Origin of the sequence: Frankia sp. AiPs1 (assembly GCF_023716945.1) — a bacterium.
GTDB lineage: Bacteria > Actinomycetota > Actinomycetes > Frankiales > Frankiaceae > Frankia.
Map to the genome: position 1 here is coordinate 1 of NZ_JAMQQF010000027.1, position 16,487 is coordinate 16,487.

A 16,487-nucleotide genomic window follows, 5' to 3' on the forward strand; every position below is an offset into this window, starting at 1 on the left:
GAACTGACCGACGGCGCCCTGGCCGACCGGCGCAGCGCGGCGCTGCCCGTCGCCGCCGCGGCCGGCGGCATGATCGCGCCCGCGCTGATCTGCCTGGCCCTCACCCACCACACCCCGGGCGCCGGGCACGCCTGGGCCATCCCCGTCGCCACCGACATCGCCTTCGCCCTCGGCGTGCTCACCCTGGCCGGCCGCCGGGCCCCGGCGGGACTACGCACCGTGCTACTCGGCCTCGCCATCGCCGACGACCTCGGCGGCATCCTGCTCATCGCCGTCGGATTCGGCGCCCCGATCTCGTTCGGCTGGCTCGCCGCCGCCGCCGCCCCGCTCACCGCCACCGCCCTCGCCCACCGGCGCCGCTGGACCTCACCACTGCTCCACGTCCCCCTCGCCGCGGCCACCTGGGTCTGCGTGCACGCCGCCGGCATCCACGCCACCATCGCCGGCGTCGCCCTCGGCCTACTCGTCCGCGTCCGCCCCGACCCCGGCGAACCCGAAGCGCCAGCCGCCCGGCTACAGCGGCGCCTGGGCCCGATCTGCGCGGCCGTGGTCCTCCCCGCGTTCGCGCTGTCCGCGACGGGGGTGTCCCTCGCCCCGACGGCCCTGCTGCACGTCGTCACCGATCCGATCAGCCGGGGGGTGGCCGTCGGGCTCATCGCCGGCAAGCTCCTCGGCGTCCCCGCCGGGGCGTGGCTGGCCGTGCGCCTCGGATTCGCCCGCCTGCCCGACGGCGTCCACTGGCGCCACCTCGTCCCCCTCGGCCTGCTCGCCGGGATCGGCTACACCGTCAGCCTGCTCATCGCCGGTCTCGCCCTGCCCGACCCGGCCGCGGTCGAAGGCGCCTCCACCGCGATCCTCATGGCGTCGGTGGCGGCCAGCGCCCTCGCCCTCGCGGCGCTGCGCACCCCGCTCGCGACCGTCGCCGCCCCGGGCGCCCCCGGAGCCGGGCCACCCGTGCCCGCCGGCTATGGCCAGCCGCCGGTCCCTCGATCAGGCACTGGGACGCCTGCGGACTCCCCCCGCGGCGCCGGAGACGACGGGTGCATCTGGTAGATGCCGCTGGAGGCGGATTCGTGATCGGTGGGCGCTGGTCTCACAGATCTGGATCCAGGGCGGGCTCAGCCGCGCCCGGATCGAAAGGCACGGCATCGTCGGGGACGGCCGGCGCGACCGTAGGGCTGCCGGGTTCGTCGGGTCGTGGTGGTGCTGTCACCAGATCGGGGAGCCACGTGACGGTCAGGCTGGCCAGGGTCACGGGGGATTCCCGTCCGGTGAGGTGAAGATCGGCCAGGTCGTGGAGGAGAGCGGCCAGCCTCTCAGGTGGGGTGGTGAGCGCGGCCTCCAGGAGCGGGCGCGGTATAGCGAAAAGTCCGTGATCGGGATCGAGGACGTGGATGGTGTGGACGTCGCTGTGGACCTGGGGCCGTGGAAGGTCCTGCGGGGATGGGGCGGTGTCCAGCACAGGGAGGAAGTCGGGGGAACCAGGATCGAGGAGATTGTCGAGAGAGGGCTCGCGGAGGAGGTAGGGGATGATGGCGCCGCGGGCATTCGTGTATGTGACCGCAATCTCTCGTAGCGCGACGATCGCTTCTCGGTCCGTGACGGGCACGTCAGTCTGTGAACGTGCGGTGAGGACGGCGTCAACGGTGGGCCAGGCCGTTCCGGCGAGGGCCTCGACATCTTTTTTGGGGAGTCGGATCGTCGTGTGGTTGTCGTCCGGCCGGATCTCGTAGTGGATGGTGCTGTTGTCGTCCATGAAGGCCCGTAGGACGGTGCCGGTGTCGATGTCGGGATGGTCGATGGTGCGGATCCTGGCGCCGTAGGTGAGAACGACCTGCGCGTCCGGGCCGGCGACCTCGATGCCGCGTGCGCCCAGGCTGGGTTCCACCAGGGCTGCGGGGGACCGCAGCGTCTGCTCCGGCTGATGGGCATAGGGATGCCCGGGGAGGTCGAAGACGTCCGGCCGCCAGACGTAGTCGGCGGTGCCGGTGCGGCTGGAGACGTGACCAACGACCGTTCCGGCCACGGTGCCCGGCAGGTGCGCATGGCGGACGAGGACGTGGGTGCCGTGTGGGTAGGGCTCGGTGGGCGGGGCCAGCGCGGCGGCCAGTGCGGGACGCTGCTGGTCCAGCAACGCCCGCTGGCGAGCGGTACCAGGACGGCGGAGAAGGGCGTACTGGGCGATCTCACGCAGCGCCGCATCCGAGGTCGCGTCGAAGGAAGCGGGGATGCGTGCTCCACCGCCGGCGAAGACGACGTGATCATCCTGCCACAGTCGATAGCCAAGTGCGCGTGACGGGTGGCCGCTGGACATCCCCGGGTCGGCGACGATGTCGATGCGACAGGTGTCGTGCTCCCAGCGTCGCAGCGGCGAATCGGCGTGCAGCAGCCGGCCGTATTTCGTCGGCGTCTGGCCGGCGATGGTCACGCGGCTGGCACGTCGCGGACGGTAGTCGCCCTGCGGCATGGCGAAGGGCAGAAAGGTGTCGGTAAAGACCTCGTGGTCAAGGGAAGGGGCGACCTGCTGGGGAGCCGCACGGCGCAAAGCTTTTCTGATGGCCGCGGGTAGCGCGAAACCGAGACGTTCTTCCACCTCCCACATGTCGCCTTGAGCGTGGAAGTACACCGTGTGGCGGGGCCCCCGCCCTGCATTGGTCTGCAGCATGGCAGACATGCCGTCACTGTCCGATGTTGTCCGAGCCAGGTGCCACACTCCCGCTGGGGTGTCGAGCAGGACCGGCGAGACGCGCAGCGGGGAAGGCGTGGTCATCGGTACCCCGTCCGGTGCGAATCCGACCGTGATGCCACGGCCGACGGAGTCTCACGACGGTCGTTGGTGGCTGATGCGGGGGATAGGGCCGCAGGAGAAAGGGCTGCGGACCGTCGAGTTGGGAGGCGGTCTTGCGGCGGAAACCGTCGGTGACCGCGTCGGCGCATTCGGGCGCTCCGGCGGTGTGCACTGGTGGCCGCGCGCAAGGTGCGACGGCTGTTTGGTGGGCTGGTCCGTGGGACCGGTTCGGCGTTCATAGATCGAAATCCATGCCTGGGTCGGGACTGGGGGCGATGGGTGGGTCGGGTGGCTGGGTCTGCTGGGGTGGCGGAGGGGCCGGCAGGTCGGGGATGTGGACGGCCACCAGGGCGGCGACGGTGAGACCGGCTTCGGCGCCGTCGAGATGGAGATCGGGCAGGTCGGCTGCGAGCCGGGCGAGTGCGGCGGGCGGGTAGGCGATGGCCGCTGCCATGACGTCGTTGGGCACTTCGAGGGCGCCGTGGTGGGCGTCGATGATGTAGACCGTCTCGTTGTTGATCGTGAAGACGGGTTGGCGGAACTGGCTGTCGCTGCTGGACTGCAGGTGGAAGGACGGGGCGGCGGTTAGGTTCGGGGAGTCGGGGTCGAGCGTCTGGTCGAGGGACGGGACCACGGTGGGTGGGTTGTAGAGGAGGGCTCCGTGCGGGGTGTCCACGGCGATGGTCATTTCCCGCAGCGTGACGATGGCTTCGCTGGGGACGAGCGGGACTTCGTCGCTGTCACGGGCGTCGATGACAGCGTCGACCGTGGGCCACGCGGTCCCGGCGAGGGGGACGACGTCGTCGATCGGCAGGTGGATGGTGGAGCCGGCGGCGCCGTCGGGGCGGATCTCGTAAATGGGCCCGTCGTCCTCGAGGAGGAGGCGGAGCACGGTGCCGGTGTCGAGGTCGGGATGGTCGATGGAGCGGACGCGGGCACCGTAGGTGAGCAGGGCTGGGCCGTCCGGACCATCCACGGCGGTGTCAGGTTCCTCGAGGCTGGGGCTGACATGGTCGAACGGGGAGACCAGAACGTGGTCGGGGCGCCGGGCCTGGCGGGGGTGTCCGGGAAGGTCGTAGACGTCGGGACGCCAGGTGTAATGCGCGACGCCGCCACGGTCGAAAACGACGCCGAGGATCACCCCGGCCGCCGTCGTGGACGAGATCATGCCCCGTACGTGCACGCGGGTGCCGGGCGGATAGAGCGGGGGAGGCGGAGCCAGGGCGGAAATCAGCGCCGGGTGCTCTCGGGCGAGGAAGTCTCGCTGACGGATGGTGGGGGTGCGGTCGGCCTGCTCGGCCAGGGCGGGGTGCGCGGCGATTTCCCGCAGGGCGTCGTCGGAGAAGGGGTCGGCGGCGGTGAGAGGCACGCCAGCGCGGGCGAAGACGACGCGGCCGTCGTGCCACAGCCGGTAGGAGACGTAGGAGCCGACGGGCCCACCCGGTAGCCCAAGCGCGGAATCGGCAAGGATCTCGATGCGGAAGGGGCCGTGTTCCCAGCGGCGGGCTGGGGGGTCGGCGTGCAGGAGCCGGCCGTAGGTGGTCGCTGGCTCACCCGCGATGCGCACTCGGCTGGCCCGCGTCGGGGTGTACACCTCGACCGGGAGGTCCAGCGGGAGAAGATCGGCCTCGGGAGTTGCCCGGGTGGGCGCGGCACGGAGCAACGCCCTCCACGCGGCATCAGGGATGGCGAAACCGAGCTGCTGCTCGACGCTCCAGAAGGCGTCCTGTACCCCGTAAACCACCGCGTCACCTTCAGCGGCGGCGCGGAACTCTGCGAAGACCCGGTCAGCACTGGGCGAGGCGCAATACAGATGCCACTGCCCACCGGGCGCGTCAAGGACGGCCGGCACCGCATCGGAGAGCCGCTGTCTGGATGCCATGGCCATCACCGGCCCGCAGACGCGATCAAGAAGGTCCGACAGCCCGCGGAGACGGAACTCATTCTCACGTTGCATGAAGTGCTGGCCGTTCGCGTGGCGGAAGCGTCGTCCGGACCGACGGGCGTGGTCCCGCACGCGCGGCGGCGAGTTCTCGGCACGGTTGCGATCCCCACCGGGGGCGGACCCCCGGCGCTGCGACTCTCGGATGTCGTAGGCCGTCTGGGTTGGGACGTTGCGATCCTCGCCGGGGGCGGACCCCCGGCGCTGCTCAACCGACCTCGCGGCCCGCCCGTCTCGTCGATGTAGTTGCGATCCTCGCCGGGGGCGGACCCCCGGCGCTGCAGGTCCGGCGCCGCGCGGTCCTGGCCGGCCTCGCCGTTGCGATCCTCGCCGGGGGCGGACCCCCGGCGCTGCCCTGGAGCTGGCGTCGCTCGCCGACCTCGTGGCAGGTGGTTGCGATCCTCGCCGGGGGCGGACCCCCGGCGCTGCGACCCCGCCCCGGGCCCGCACAGCCTGATGGTGCTGTTGCGATCCTCGCCGGGGGCGGACCCCCGGCGCTGCTCGACACGATTGCCGCGCGGCGCAGCATCCGGCCGGTTGCGATCCTCGCCGGGGGCGGACCCCCGGCGCTGCGCCGCCGCGGACGTGGACGGCTGAGAGGAGCACGATGTTGCGATCCTCGCCGGGGGCGGACCCCCGGCGCTGCCAGCAAGGCTGCGGATTTCGCGTCGTCGTGGCGGTTGTTGCGATCCTCGCCGGGGGCGGACCCCCGGCGCTGCCTGGCTTCGGACGGTGGTGTTCTCCCGGCTGGAGCCGTTGCGATCCTCGCCGGGGGCGGACCCCCGGCGCTGCCGGGCGATTCATGGAGGCTTCCACGCGGATAGCGGAGGTTGCGATCCTCGCCGGGGGCGGACCCCCGGCGCTGCCTGGCAGCTCGTCGACGGCTGGCCCGGCGCGCACCAGGTTGCGATCCTCGCCGGGGGCGGACCCCCGGCGCTGCCATGGCGGCAGGCTACCGAGATCTACAGGCCGAGCTGTTGCGATCCTCGCCGGGGGCGGACCCCCGGCGCTGCGCCCACCCTGGCACCGGTGACGGATCGGCCGTGCGGTTGCGATCCTCGCCGGGGGCGGACCCCCGGCGCTGCCCTGCGTGAGCAGGGGTTTCGTGTTGCTCCAGCTTTCTGTGGCCGCGTCTTGGCACTATTTCTGTCCGTTGTGACAGCATTTTAGGTTCGGAAGGTGCCGGCTGTAGAGCCAGTACTGGGGGTTCCGAAGTTGGGGAAGCACATGGGAGTGTGACATGTGGCGGCTGTGCGCGGCGAGGATCACAACACCGTGGAACTGGCGCGGTGGCTGACGCTGCCGGTCGATCAGATCTGGAGTCGCTGCCTCCAGCTCCTGCTGAATCTCGGGGCCTGACTTGGGCCATTTAGTGCGTGCCGTGGATGGTGTCGAGGGCGGTTTGGAGGTCGTCGGGTAGGGGTCGGCGGCGGTGATGGTGTGGTCGCCGGCCTGGATGGTGATGGTGCGGTGGCGGCGGGCGGTCGTGACGAACTTGCGGATGGACCAGCTGGTGGTGTTCTCGATCCAGCGGCTGACGGCGAGGGCGGCGAACACGATGGTCAGGTGGGCTTCGATCGATGCGCGGGTGTGGTGGTAGATCGGCCGGGCGGCGAGGTCGGACTTGCTCATCCGGAAGCTTTTCTCGACGTTGAGCAGCTGGCTGTAGGTGGCGATGACCTGGTCGGGGTCGGGGTTCGGCAGGTTGGTGACGTAGCCCTTGATCCCGGCCAGGGCGCGGTTCTTGGCTTCCAGCGCCCGGTTGACCGACTTTTTCGCGTCGGTCAGGCGCACGTAGCGGTTGCGTTTCACGGCGGTCTTCCCGGCGACGGCGTTCTCGGCCTTGGTGACCTGCTGGTCGATCCCGCGCAGGGTGCGCCGGGCCCGGTCGGCCCGGTACTGGTAGAAGATCGTGTGGTCGGCTCGCTGGTCGGACGGGCTGGCGGGCCAGGGCTGGGTGAACACGTGCCCGTCCGGGATCTCGGTGTCCGGGTGCGCTTCCCGCCATGCCTTGACCTGGTAGGGGATGTCGGGCACGCGGGCGCCGAGGACGAACGACAGGCCCGCCGCTTCGATCGCGCGTTTGTTCGCCTCCGAGACCATCCTGGCGTCGGCGACGACGGTCACCGCGGACAGGCCGTGCTCCTTCAGGAAGGCGGTCAGGACGGGCAGCACCGTGGTGGTCTCGGCCCGGTTGCCCTCGAACGCGTGCACCGTCAGGGGGAACCCGGCTCCGTCGGTGAGTAGGCCGACGGTGATCTGCGGTTCCAGGCGTCGTTCCTTACTGAACCCCGGCTCGCGGAACCCGTCGCCTTCGTCGGTCTCGAAGTACAGCGTCGTCACGTCGTAGAGCAACAACGTCGCCGGGCCGAGCCCGACGTGGTCCGCGCAGGCGCGCGCCAACCGTGCCCGCCACGGGCCACCGGCGGGGTCGACCGGGACGGGCTGCCCGGTCTCGTCGACGTCGTCGGCGCCCGCGTAACGACGCAGCCGGCGTTGCACCGTCCGGTAGGACGGGGCGGGCGCGCCGGCCTCGTCCAGCACGCGCAGGGAGTCGAGCTTGCTGGTCGGCTCGATGATCCGTGCGAGCACCAGCGCCTTGAAGACCTCGTCGCGGCCGGTCGCGGCGGGAAACCCCAGCGTGTCGTAGCCGCGGGCCAGCGCGTCGAGGAGGTGACCTGCCCGGCAGCCGAAGATCGAGCCCGCCCTGCCCCGCGGCGAGCCGCTGGCGGGCCACCGCCTTGAGTAGCTCGAGGTCGGTATCGGTAGGCGCCGACCCGATGTGCTCGATCTCGCGTGATCCCCGGTACTGGGAGTGCACGATCTGCACCGCCCGCGCACCGGACGCGGTCTTCACCGTCCTCACGTAGGGAGACACAGCCCGACAGAGTAGGCCACGGCCACCACCCCGCTTAGTGCGCGCCTCCCAGACCAAACCCGCAGGTCACCTGTCCACGAACAGCGAGACGATCAGATCTTGGCCCAAGTCAGGTTTCTCGTGACCTCTCGCCATCCGCCCGCTGGCCAGTCGCTGACGGATCTGAGCGGCCCGACCGTCCGCGTGGTTCAAGATAGTCAATCATGTTGACCTAGCCGCACGGCAACAGTTTGGATCATGAAACGAGGGACGATGCTCTCGCCGCCGGCCGCCGAGTGAAGCAAGCGGCTGGTCCCGCAGATCTCTGCTGCCTGTACGGTGTCTTCCTCGCCTGCGGTCACCGGTCACCTATCGGCCGAAGAGCGGGAAAGCGGGTGCGCTGGTCAAGGGCGTGGGCGTAGTGGGCGAGTCCCCCCTCGGACACAACCTAGCAAGATCAACATGGTCTCTGGCCTGCGCATATGGCCGTGGGGGTTCAACTACCCCGGCCGACACGGACCATTACCCCACATGTGCCTCTACCTGCGCGTATGCGAGCGCACGTATATGTAGTGTCGGTTTGGTGATGGCGGCTTGCCGCGGCATCGCCGCCCCATCCTCACGAGTCCAGGCGCCTGCGGGCGTGGTCGGTCGGCGCTGTTGCATCGGCTCGGCCTGTCGGCCTGTGGGGCTCCAAAATCCGGGTTTTGACCCGTGAACTGCTCTTTTGCAGTTGACATGATCGTGCGGCGGCGGCGGCGTCAGGCGGCGTTGAGGTACTTGTTGATCAGCCCGCCGAGGATGCGTGTGCGTCGGACGCTGGAACCTGGGGTCGGGGTGAGGTTCCGTGCCCGCTGAGTGACCCACGCTGCGGTCGGATGCTTCGTGACCCCGAGGACATGAACACGGCGGGTGGCATGCTCAACGATGAAGAACACGTAGATCCGCTGGAGGAACGCGGTGTCCACGGTGAAGAAATCGCGGGCCAACATGCCGGAGGCTTGGGCGGACAGGAACGTGCGCCAGGAGGTGTCGGCCCGGCGGGGCGCGGGGTCGATGCCTGCGCGGTGCAGGATCCGCCAGACGGTGGCGACCCCGACCGGGTAGCCCAGCCCGGCGAGTTCTCCTTGGATCCTGCGGTGGCCCCAGGTCGGGTTCTCCCGTGCGAGGCGCAGGACCAGATCGCGGATCTCCCGGCAGACCGGTGGCCGCCCGGGCGTCTTGCGCGGGTAGGTCCATTGTCGTGCGAGGAGCTCACGGTGCCACCGCAGCACGGTGGTCGGGGTGACGAAGAACGAACCCCAGTGAGCCCGGGGCAGCGCCAGCCCGAGAGTGTTGCGCGTCAAGGCGTAGAGCAGCGACCACACCATGACCATCCAGCCTGCCCGACACAGACCCTGCTCGGCAGGTAAACGCCTAGGTCAGCCACCCAAATCGGGATTCCGGAGCTCCACAGGCCCGGCACGCCAGTGACCGGATCCGGAGAACCGGCTGCCAACCAGGCCCCAGTCTGGTCGGCGGCTCATGCCCGCCACAGTTGAACGCCCGGTCGGGTAAGCACGATATTGGGCACTGCCGCGTAGCGCGACATCCGCCTCAACCCCATGACCAACTCGGCGACGTCGTCAACCTTGATCATCTCATCTCGGGGAATACGGCCGCGCACCCACTCGGTCATATCGGTGTCGACGTAGCCCGGCGAGATGGCCGTGGCGTTGACGCCACGCTTTCCCTCGGACACGGTGAGAGACTCGCACAGCGAGATCAGTGCAGCTTTGGTAGCCCCGTACGCGGCTAGATCTGGTTCGGCGGCAACGCCAGTGATCGACGCGATCGCGACGACCCGGGCGCCCCGACTCCGCTGCGCGTCGGCCGCAGCCCGCAACGCCGGCAGCAGCCGCTGCACGAGCAGAAATGGAGCCCGCAGGTTCACCGCGACCTGGAAGTCCAGGCGACGCAGCGGGTACTCGGCGAACGGACCAGCCGTGCCCACACCTGCCGCGAGAACCAGCAGCTCCAGCCTGGGTGATATTTCGAGTTGGAAGCGGGCCAGTGCCTCGACGTCCGACTCCTGTGCCATATCGCCAGCGAAACCGTGCACATCGCCGCCCGCTGCTCGCAGCTGCGCGGCGGTCTCCTCGAGCGGTTGGGACTTGCGTGCAGCGATCACCACGGTATACCCCGCCGCGGCGAGTCTCTCAGCGATGCCGCGGCCGATTCCCCGCGAGCCTCCGGTGACCAGTGCTGTGGCGCGGTCGTTCATACCGGCCCGGCCATCGTCTCGATTCGCCCGAGTGCCAGGGCCGCCCGCTCGCGCGGGAGCGATACGAGCCGAAGGGCGGGCACCGGTGGTCGGCTCCGGCCTGGTGTCCATGCGTCGGTGTAGTCCGCCACCCGCCAGGTCTCCCTCCCGTCCGAATCCGTGATGGACATTATTGCGCCGGCAGGGATCGGCCCTGCCGGATCCCACTCCATGCCAGATTGGCCGGACCTAACGATTCCGTCGATGTGTTTGCTTTTCGGTTTTTCGATCAGTGGAATCATCGCCTTCGCTGTGGTTGACCGAAATTTTCGCGCCAGTAGTGCTCAATGTTCACTTCAGAGGGGCGGGATCACTTCGAGGAAAAGTATCGGCCCGGTTCCCTTCCCGGCGGGCCGAAGTTGCCGCCGGCAGTACTCCCGCCGCCTGCTATCCGGCCGAACGGTCCAGGGCTTCGACGAGATCGGCGCCGGTGCGTCGCCGGACCTCGTCGAGGGTCACCGCCGGAGCGAGTTCGCGGAGTACGAGTCCGACGGGTTCGACGTCGATCACCGCGAGGTCGGTGATGATGCGGTGCACGCATCGTGTGCCGGTCAGCGGCAGGTCGCACTCGCGGACGATCTTCGGTGCGCCCGCCCTGGTCGTGTGCTCCATCATCACGATGACCCGCCGGGCACCGTGGACGAGGTCCATCGCGCCGCCCATGCCCTTGATGGTCTTTCCCGGGATCGTCCAGTTGGCGAGGTCCCCGTTCCGCGAGACCTGCATCGCGCCCAGGACCGCGACGTCGATGTGGCCGCCGCGGATCATCGCGAACGACGCCGCGGAATCGAAGAAGGCCGCGCCGGCCAGCACGGTGACGGTCTCCTTGCCAGCGTTGATCAGATCCGGGTCGACGTCGTCCTCGACGGGGTAGGGGCCCACACCGAGGATCCCGTTCTCCGAATGCAGCACGACCTCCATCCCGGCCGGCAGGAAGTTCGGCACCAGGGTCGGCAGCCCGATCCCGAGGTTCACGTATTGGCCGTCGCGCAGTTCCGCCGCGACCCGTGCGGCGAGCTGGTCGCGGTCGAGACCCACGATCACCCCTCCGTCCTGATCATTCGCTTTTCGATGCCCTTGCCGTCCGGACCCACCTCGATGACTCGCTGGACAAAGATTCCCGGCGTGTGCACCTGTTCGGCGGGCAGGTCGCCCGGTTCGACCAGCCGCTCGACCTCGGCGATAGTGATCCGTCCGGCCATGGCGCACAGCGGGTTGAAGTTCTGCGCCGACCGGGCGTAGACCAGGTTGCCGTGGCGGTCTCCCACGGCCGCCCGGACGAGCGCGAAGTCCGTCGTGATGCCGTGCTCCAGCACGTACTCCCGGTCGCCGAACCGTCGTGTCTCCTTGGCGGGCGAGGCGACGGCGACCTCCCCGGCCGGCGTGTAACGCCACGGCAGCCCGCCGTCGGCGACCGTCGTCCCCACCCCCGCCGGGGTGAAGAACGCCGGAATGCCCGAGCCCCCGGCCCGCAGCCGCTCCGCGAGTGTGCCCTGTGGGCACAGTTCCAGCTCCAGCTCCCCGCCGAGGTACTGGCGGGCGAACTCCTTGTTCTCCCCGACGTAGGAGCCGGTCGTGCGCCGGATCCGTCCGGCGGCGAGCAGGAGCCCCAGTCCGGCACCGTCGACGCCGCAGTTGTTCGACACCGTTTCCAGATCGGTCGTCCCACGCGCCAGCAGCGCCTGGATCAGTACGTGCGGGATTCCGCACAGCCCGAACCCGCCGACGGCGAGCGACGCGCCGTCGGCGATGTCGGCTATCGCCTCGTCGGCCGAGCCGCAGGTCTTGTCCATCGGCCGCCTCAGAAGGCCGCGGCGGCGGAGGCGGAGCCGGCCTCGGCCCGCCGAAACGCCGCGCTCAACAGGTCGCGCTCCTGCTCGGCGCTCATCGGCACCCCGTAGCCCGTCTCCGAGCAGATGACATCCCACCGGTCACGGACGTCTTCGAGGCTGAGCTCCGGCGAGTAGAAACCAGGCGATTCGGCGATGAAGATTCGGGCGACCCGCCCGGCCGCCGCGGAGAAGATCTCCCCGCTGGTCGGGCAGGATTCGTGGGACAGGAACGCGACGACGGGCGAGACGAGCGCCGGGTCGAGCCGACGCTCCCAGTCCTCGTCGAGCAGTCCCGCCGACATGGTGGTCGCGGCGATCGGCGCGAGGACGTTCGCCTTGACGCCGTAGCGCGCACCCTCCAGGGCGAGTACCCGGGTCAGCCCGACGAGGGCCATCTTGGCGGCACCGTAGTTGGTCTGGCCGAAGTTGCCGAACAGCCCCGCTGCCGACGAGGTCGACACGATCCGGCCGTACCCGCGCTCCCGCATGTGCAGGTAGGCCGGGCGGGTCACGAAGAACGCGCCGCGCAGGTGGACATCGAGCACCGGGTCCATCAGGTCCGGAGTCATCTTCGGGAACGTCTTGTCCCGGACGATGCCCGCGTTGTTCACGACGATGTCCAGGCCGCCGAAGGCGGCCAGGGCCGCGTCCACGATCGCCTGCCCGCCCTCCGGCGTGGCGACCGAGCTGACGTCGGCGACGGCTGTTCCCCCCGCCGCGACGATCTCGTTCACCACGGCCGCGGCCGGCGCGACGCCGACACCGTCCGCGGGCGGCGCTGGGTCGTTGACGACCACGGCCGCGCCACGGGCCGCGAGTAACAGGGCGTGCTGCCGGCCGAGTCCGGTGCCGGCGCCGGTAATGACGGCGACGCGGCCGTCGAATCGCATGTCGGTCAAGACCGTCCACCTTCATGTGTCACGACGACGCCGCGCGCCACGAGCGCGTCGACGTCGAGATCGGAATAACCGAGGTCGCGCAGCACGGGGCGGGTGTGCTGGCCCAGCCGCGGCGCGCGGGAGGCGATCACACCCCCGGCGCCGTCGAACAGGACCGGTTGCCGGACGACCCGCACCCGCCCGCCGCGCTCGTCCGATCCGGCGCCGGGCGGATCGCCGTCGCCGGGCACGTCGACGATCATCCGGCGGGCGACGACCTGCTCGTCCGTGGTGATCTGCCGATCGTCGTACACCGGGCCGAACCCGACTCCATGCGCGGCGAGCTGCGGCTCGAGCAGAGCCCAGTCGGCCTTGCGGAAGGCTGACCTCAGCTCGTCGGCGATCGCCCGGCGGTCCCGCTCGCGCTCGACGGTGCTCAGCGTGGCGAGATGGTCCAGCCCGAGTGCGGCGCACAGGTCCCGCCACTGGTGGTCCTCCCCGGCGATGCTCAATGTGAGCCGTTCGCCGCGCGAGTTTTCGACCACGCCGTAGCCGGGGTCGAGCGGCGGGTACGGCGCGGGATCCAGCCCGTTGAGTTCGGACACCAGCACTGTGCTGCGCCAGCTCACCAGCGAGTCGAGCATCGAGACGTCGAGGTACCCGGCGGTCCCGTTACGCTCGCGGCCGAGTAGCGCCGCGACGACCCCGAAGGCGGCGAACATGGCCGAGGCCAGGTCGGCCAGCGGGAGCGGCGCCGGCCGCGGGTCGTCGCCCCGCACCAGGCCCGTCATGCCCTGCATCGAGATGTCGTGCCCGCCGCGGGCCCCGAGCGGGCCGGTCTGCCCGAAGCTGGAGATCGACGCGTACACGAGCGCCGGCAGGCGGGTCCGGGCCTGGCGCGGTCCGATCCCGAGACGGTCGACGGTGCCCGGCTTGTAGCCCTCGACGACCGCGTCGGCGGTCGGGGCGAGCCGCCAGAACACCTCCTGCCCGTCCTCGGACTTGAGGTCGAGCGCGATCGAGCGCTTGTTGCGGTTCAACGCCTCGAAGTGGCCGGTGAAGCGCCGCGTCGGGTCGCCTCCTGTGGGACGTTCGATCAGGATGACGTCGGCGCCGAGGTCGGCCAGCAGCATCGTCGCGAACGGCCCGGGATACTGCTCGGCGAGGCTGAGTACCCGCAGACCGGCGAGTGGCAGATCCGGCCGCGGCCGGGTCGGCCGCTCCGGCTGCGACGGAACCATCACGACCGGTCTCGGACGGGCTCGAACCAGAAGTCGGTCACCCGCCCCTCGCGCTTGTCGCCGAAGACCGCACGCACCGGCGCCTCGATCGCGATGTCGGCCGGCAGCCGATCGAGATCGCCGAGGTCCACGCCGTGCACGTAGTTGCAGATCGACGACGTCGCGCCAGCCAGCCGCACGTAGGCGACGACGTACGGGACGGGCGGCGAGCCGGCGAACGGGGCGGTCACGACCGTGACGGCCTCGATCCGGCCGGTGTCACCGACTTCGACGAGCTCATCGATCGGGACGAAGCAGTACTCGCAGAAGGACTTCGGCGGCACGCTCACCCGACCGCATTGTGCGCATCGGCAGCCGAGGATCCGCTGCTCGCGCAGGGCGTCGAAGAACGCCGTCGCGAACGTCCCGATCGTGTACTGGTAAGGGATGTGCCACTCGCCGGGGATGCGCGTGGGGACAGTCGTGGGAACGGTCATGTCGGACCTCGTGTCTGTCAGGCGGTCGGTGGGCGGGACGTCTGCTATCCGGGCGTCTGGCGCGTGCGACGTCGGCCGGGGCATCGGTCAGGCGGGCTGGGCGGCGAGGACGGCCGCGGTGTAGAACTGGTCGATTCCGCCGCAGGCCGTGGCGAGGGCCAGCCGGGCGCCGTCGACCTGGTGATCGCCGGCGCGTCCCATCACCTGCGCGGCGGCCTCACCGAAGCGGATCAGGCCGGTGGCGCCGATGGGATTGGTGGTCATGCAGCCTCCGGACGGCACGACCGGGATGTCGCCGTCCATCGCGGTGGCGCCGGTTTCGACCAGGTCGATACCGCGGCCGGGAGGCGCCAGGCCGAGCGACTCGTAGTAGGCGATCTCGAGGTTGGCGAACGGCGCGTAGACCTCGACCACGTCCAGCTCACGCCGCGGGTCGGTGATGCCCGCCTCCTGGTAGGCCTCGGTGGCCGCCCATGCCTGGGCGCGCGGGATGGCGAAGTCGGATTCGTCGTCGTGGATGCGGTCGCCGATGCGGTACACGTCCGCCGCGCAGCCCAGGCCCGCGACGTAGGCGGCGTGGGACTTCCCGCGGGCCTTCTCCGCGCTGGTCATCACCACCGCCGCGGCGCCGTCCGAGCGCGGGCAGGTGTGCAACAGGCGCAGCGGGTACGCCAGGGAACGGGACTGCTTGACCTCCTGCTCGGTGATCTCGCGATGCAGGTGTGCGTACGGGTTGCGCAGCGCGTTGCCGAAGTTCTTCGTCGACACCCAGGCCATGTGATCCTCGGTCAGGCCGAAGTACTTCATCTGTCGCGAGGCGACGAGCGCGATGCCGGTGATGACGTTGAGCTGGACGTCCTGCTCGTACACCGGATCGAAGATCGTGGTGAACACCGCCTGCGCGTCGGCCGTCTCCGAGGTGCGCTGCAGGCCGACGACGAGCACGGTCTCGTACAGGCCGGCCGCGATGAGCCGGGACGCCGCGAGTGGGCCGGAGCCCCCGGTGGCCCCGCCGGTGTGCACCCGGATCAGCGGCTTGCCGACCCCGCCGAACGCCTCGACGCACCAGCGATCCGGCTCGTACACGCCCTCGAACACCTCGGGCGCCGAGGCGAACACGACGGCGTCGATCTCGGTGAGCTCGGTGTCGGCGTCGGCCAGCGCGCGGCTGACCGCCTCGAAGATGAGTTCGGGTGTGCCGACGTCGGCCCGTGACGTCTTGTACCGGGTCTGGCCGAAGCCGAGGACCGCGGGCTGCTGCGGGCTCATGCGACCTCCACCAACGCGGCGTGCGCGTTCTCGTATCCGATGCCGCCCGCTGAGAGCACCAGCGCCGGGCCGGGCTCGCCGGCGGCGAGCGACTCGTGCACGGCGAGCAGGCCGGCGGCGTAGCCGAGGTCGGCCCACCGTTCGCTCTGGCGGGCCAGAACGTCGCGGGGCACCCCGACCGCGCGTGCGAGCTCGTCGTCGTCCACCGCGTGCAGGCCGGCGACCCGGGCGCGGCGCAGATCGGTCACGTCGCGGCCGGCGAGCTTGCACGCCGCGGTCGCGGCGGCGGTGACGGGCCCCAACAGCGGCTCACCTGGACGCAGGTACGGGCCGTTCGCGGCGCCGAGGCCGATGACCGTGCCGCGGGTCCGCCGCTCGGGCGAGGGTGCGGTGAGGATCAGCGCGACGGCGACGTCGGCCGATTCGACGGCGGTCCGTTCGACGAGCGTCGGCCGCCCCAGATCGGACGACCGGCGCAGTGCGACGACAGCGTCCGGATGGGCGTTCAGCCCCCGGGTGAACACCGGTTCCAGGCCGAGTGCGGCCATGGCGTCCCGGTTCGCGTCGCTGAGCTTGCTCCAGGTGCAGACGATCACCGCCTGGGCCGCGTCCGCCGCCACCTCGGCCGCGGCCAGGGTGAGCGCCGCCAGGCTGTCGTTGCAGACGCGCATCTCGTTCTTGTGGAACGAGCCGGTCGATCCGGTGAGCGTCATGGTCGCGATCGCGCGGCCGTCGTAAAGGTCGGACGCCGCCATGAACGAGCCCGAGACGTCGCCGATGCCGAGTCCGGCGTCGCGCAGTGCGCCCGAGGTGACCGTATAGATCATCTCGTCGAGGGCCATCGGTATGTCGGGGCGCGGGGGCAGGCAGTAGCTACCAGCAATGTTCACCGATATCACGCG

The 16,487-nt window shown here is 70.5% G+C and carries 11 protein-coding genes, 2 pseudogenes and 1 CRISPR repeat array; of the genes and pseudogenes, 1 reads left to right on the top strand and 12 read right to left on the bottom strand.

Translation table 11 applies throughout. The features are described 5' to 3' along the window. Positions 1–1,053, top strand: a 1,053-nt coding sequence (locus ND748_RS05480; protein ID WP_251744561.1) for a Na+/H+ antiporter NhaA, incomplete at its 5' end; no start/stop codon positions are given. 40 nt (positions 1,054–1,093) lie between these two features. Here ND748_RS05480 and ND748_RS05485 read toward each other — a convergent pair. From ND748_RS05485 to ND748_RS05540, 12 genes and pseudogenes are all read right to left on the bottom strand, one after another. Then, a complete protein-coding gene (locus tag ND748_RS05485) occupies positions 1,094–2,770 on the bottom strand; it encodes a hypothetical protein (protein WP_251744563.1) in 1,677 nt (558 codons plus the stop codon). Between the two features lie 253 nt (positions 2,771–3,023). Further along, a complete protein-coding gene (locus ND748_RS05490; RefSeq protein ID WP_251744565.1) occupies positions 3,024–4,532 on the bottom strand; it encodes a hypothetical protein in 1,509 nt (502 codons plus the stop codon). Between the two features lie 297 nt (positions 4,533–4,829). Continuing rightward, positions 4,830–5,815: direct repeats of the CRISPR family, unit length 37 nt; unit sequence GTTGCGATCCTCGCCGGGGGCGGACCCCCGGCGCTGC. A gap of 284 nt (positions 5,816–6,099) precedes the next feature. Continuing rightward, positions 6,100–7,560, bottom strand: a pseudogene (locus ND748_RS05495) (IS1634 family transposase). Positions 7,561–8,426: 866 nt separating this feature from the next. Next, positions 8,427–8,963 (bottom strand): annotated as a pseudogene (locus tag ND748_RS05500) (IS3 family transposase); the annotation flags it as partial. A gap of 146 nt (positions 8,964–9,109) precedes the next feature. Then, positions 9,110–9,850 carry an SDR family NAD(P)-dependent oxidoreductase gene (locus ND748_RS05505; protein WP_251744569.1) on the bottom strand — a complete coding sequence of 247 codons (741 nt, stop codon included), beginning with the start codon at positions 9,848–9,850 and terminating at the stop codon, positions 9,110–9,112. A gap of 426 nt (positions 9,851–10,276) precedes the next feature. Continuing rightward, positions 10,277–10,927, bottom strand: a complete 651-nt coding sequence (locus tag ND748_RS05510) for a CoA transferase subunit B (protein WP_251744589.1) — start codon at positions 10,925–10,927, stop codon at positions 10,277–10,279. Between the two features lie 2 nt (positions 10,928–10,929). After that, positions 10,930–11,682 (bottom strand): CoA transferase subunit A, encoded by a 753-nt coding sequence (locus ND748_RS05515; RefSeq protein WP_251744571.1) that lies wholly within the window; start codon positions 11,680–11,682, stop codon positions 10,930–10,932. 8 nt (positions 11,683–11,690) lie between these two features. Next, entirely contained in the window at positions 11,691–12,611 is a 921-nt protein-coding gene (locus tag ND748_RS05520) for an SDR family NAD(P)-dependent oxidoreductase (protein WP_251744590.1), read from the bottom strand. Positions 12,612–12,616: 5 nt separating this feature from the next. After that, on the bottom strand, positions 12,617–13,840 hold the full coding sequence (locus tag ND748_RS05525; RefSeq protein ID WP_251744591.1) for a CaiB/BaiF CoA-transferase family protein: 1,224 nt from the start codon (positions 13,838–13,840) through the stop codon (positions 12,617–12,619). Further along, complete coding sequence (locus ND748_RS05530; RefSeq protein ID WP_251744573.1) at positions 13,840–14,316, bottom strand: Zn-ribbon domain-containing OB-fold protein; 477 nt, start codon at positions 14,314–14,316, stop codon at positions 13,840–13,842. Before ND748_RS05530 ends, ND748_RS05525 begins: the two co-directional genes overlap by 1 nt. A gap of 87 nt (positions 14,317–14,403) precedes the next feature. Next, positions 14,404–15,585: a thiolase domain-containing protein gene (locus tag ND748_RS05535; RefSeq protein WP_251744574.1), complete on the bottom strand. Its 1,182-nt coding sequence runs from the start codon at positions 15,583–15,585 to the stop codon at positions 14,404–14,406. Further along, positions 15,582–16,484: a hypothetical protein gene (locus ND748_RS05540; RefSeq protein ID WP_251744575.1), complete on the bottom strand. Its 903-nt coding sequence runs from the start codon at positions 16,482–16,484 to the stop codon at positions 15,582–15,584. The genes ND748_RS05535 and ND748_RS05540 overlap by 4 nt, the downstream gene beginning before the upstream one ends. Between the last annotated feature and the right edge of the window lie 3 nt (positions 16,485–16,487).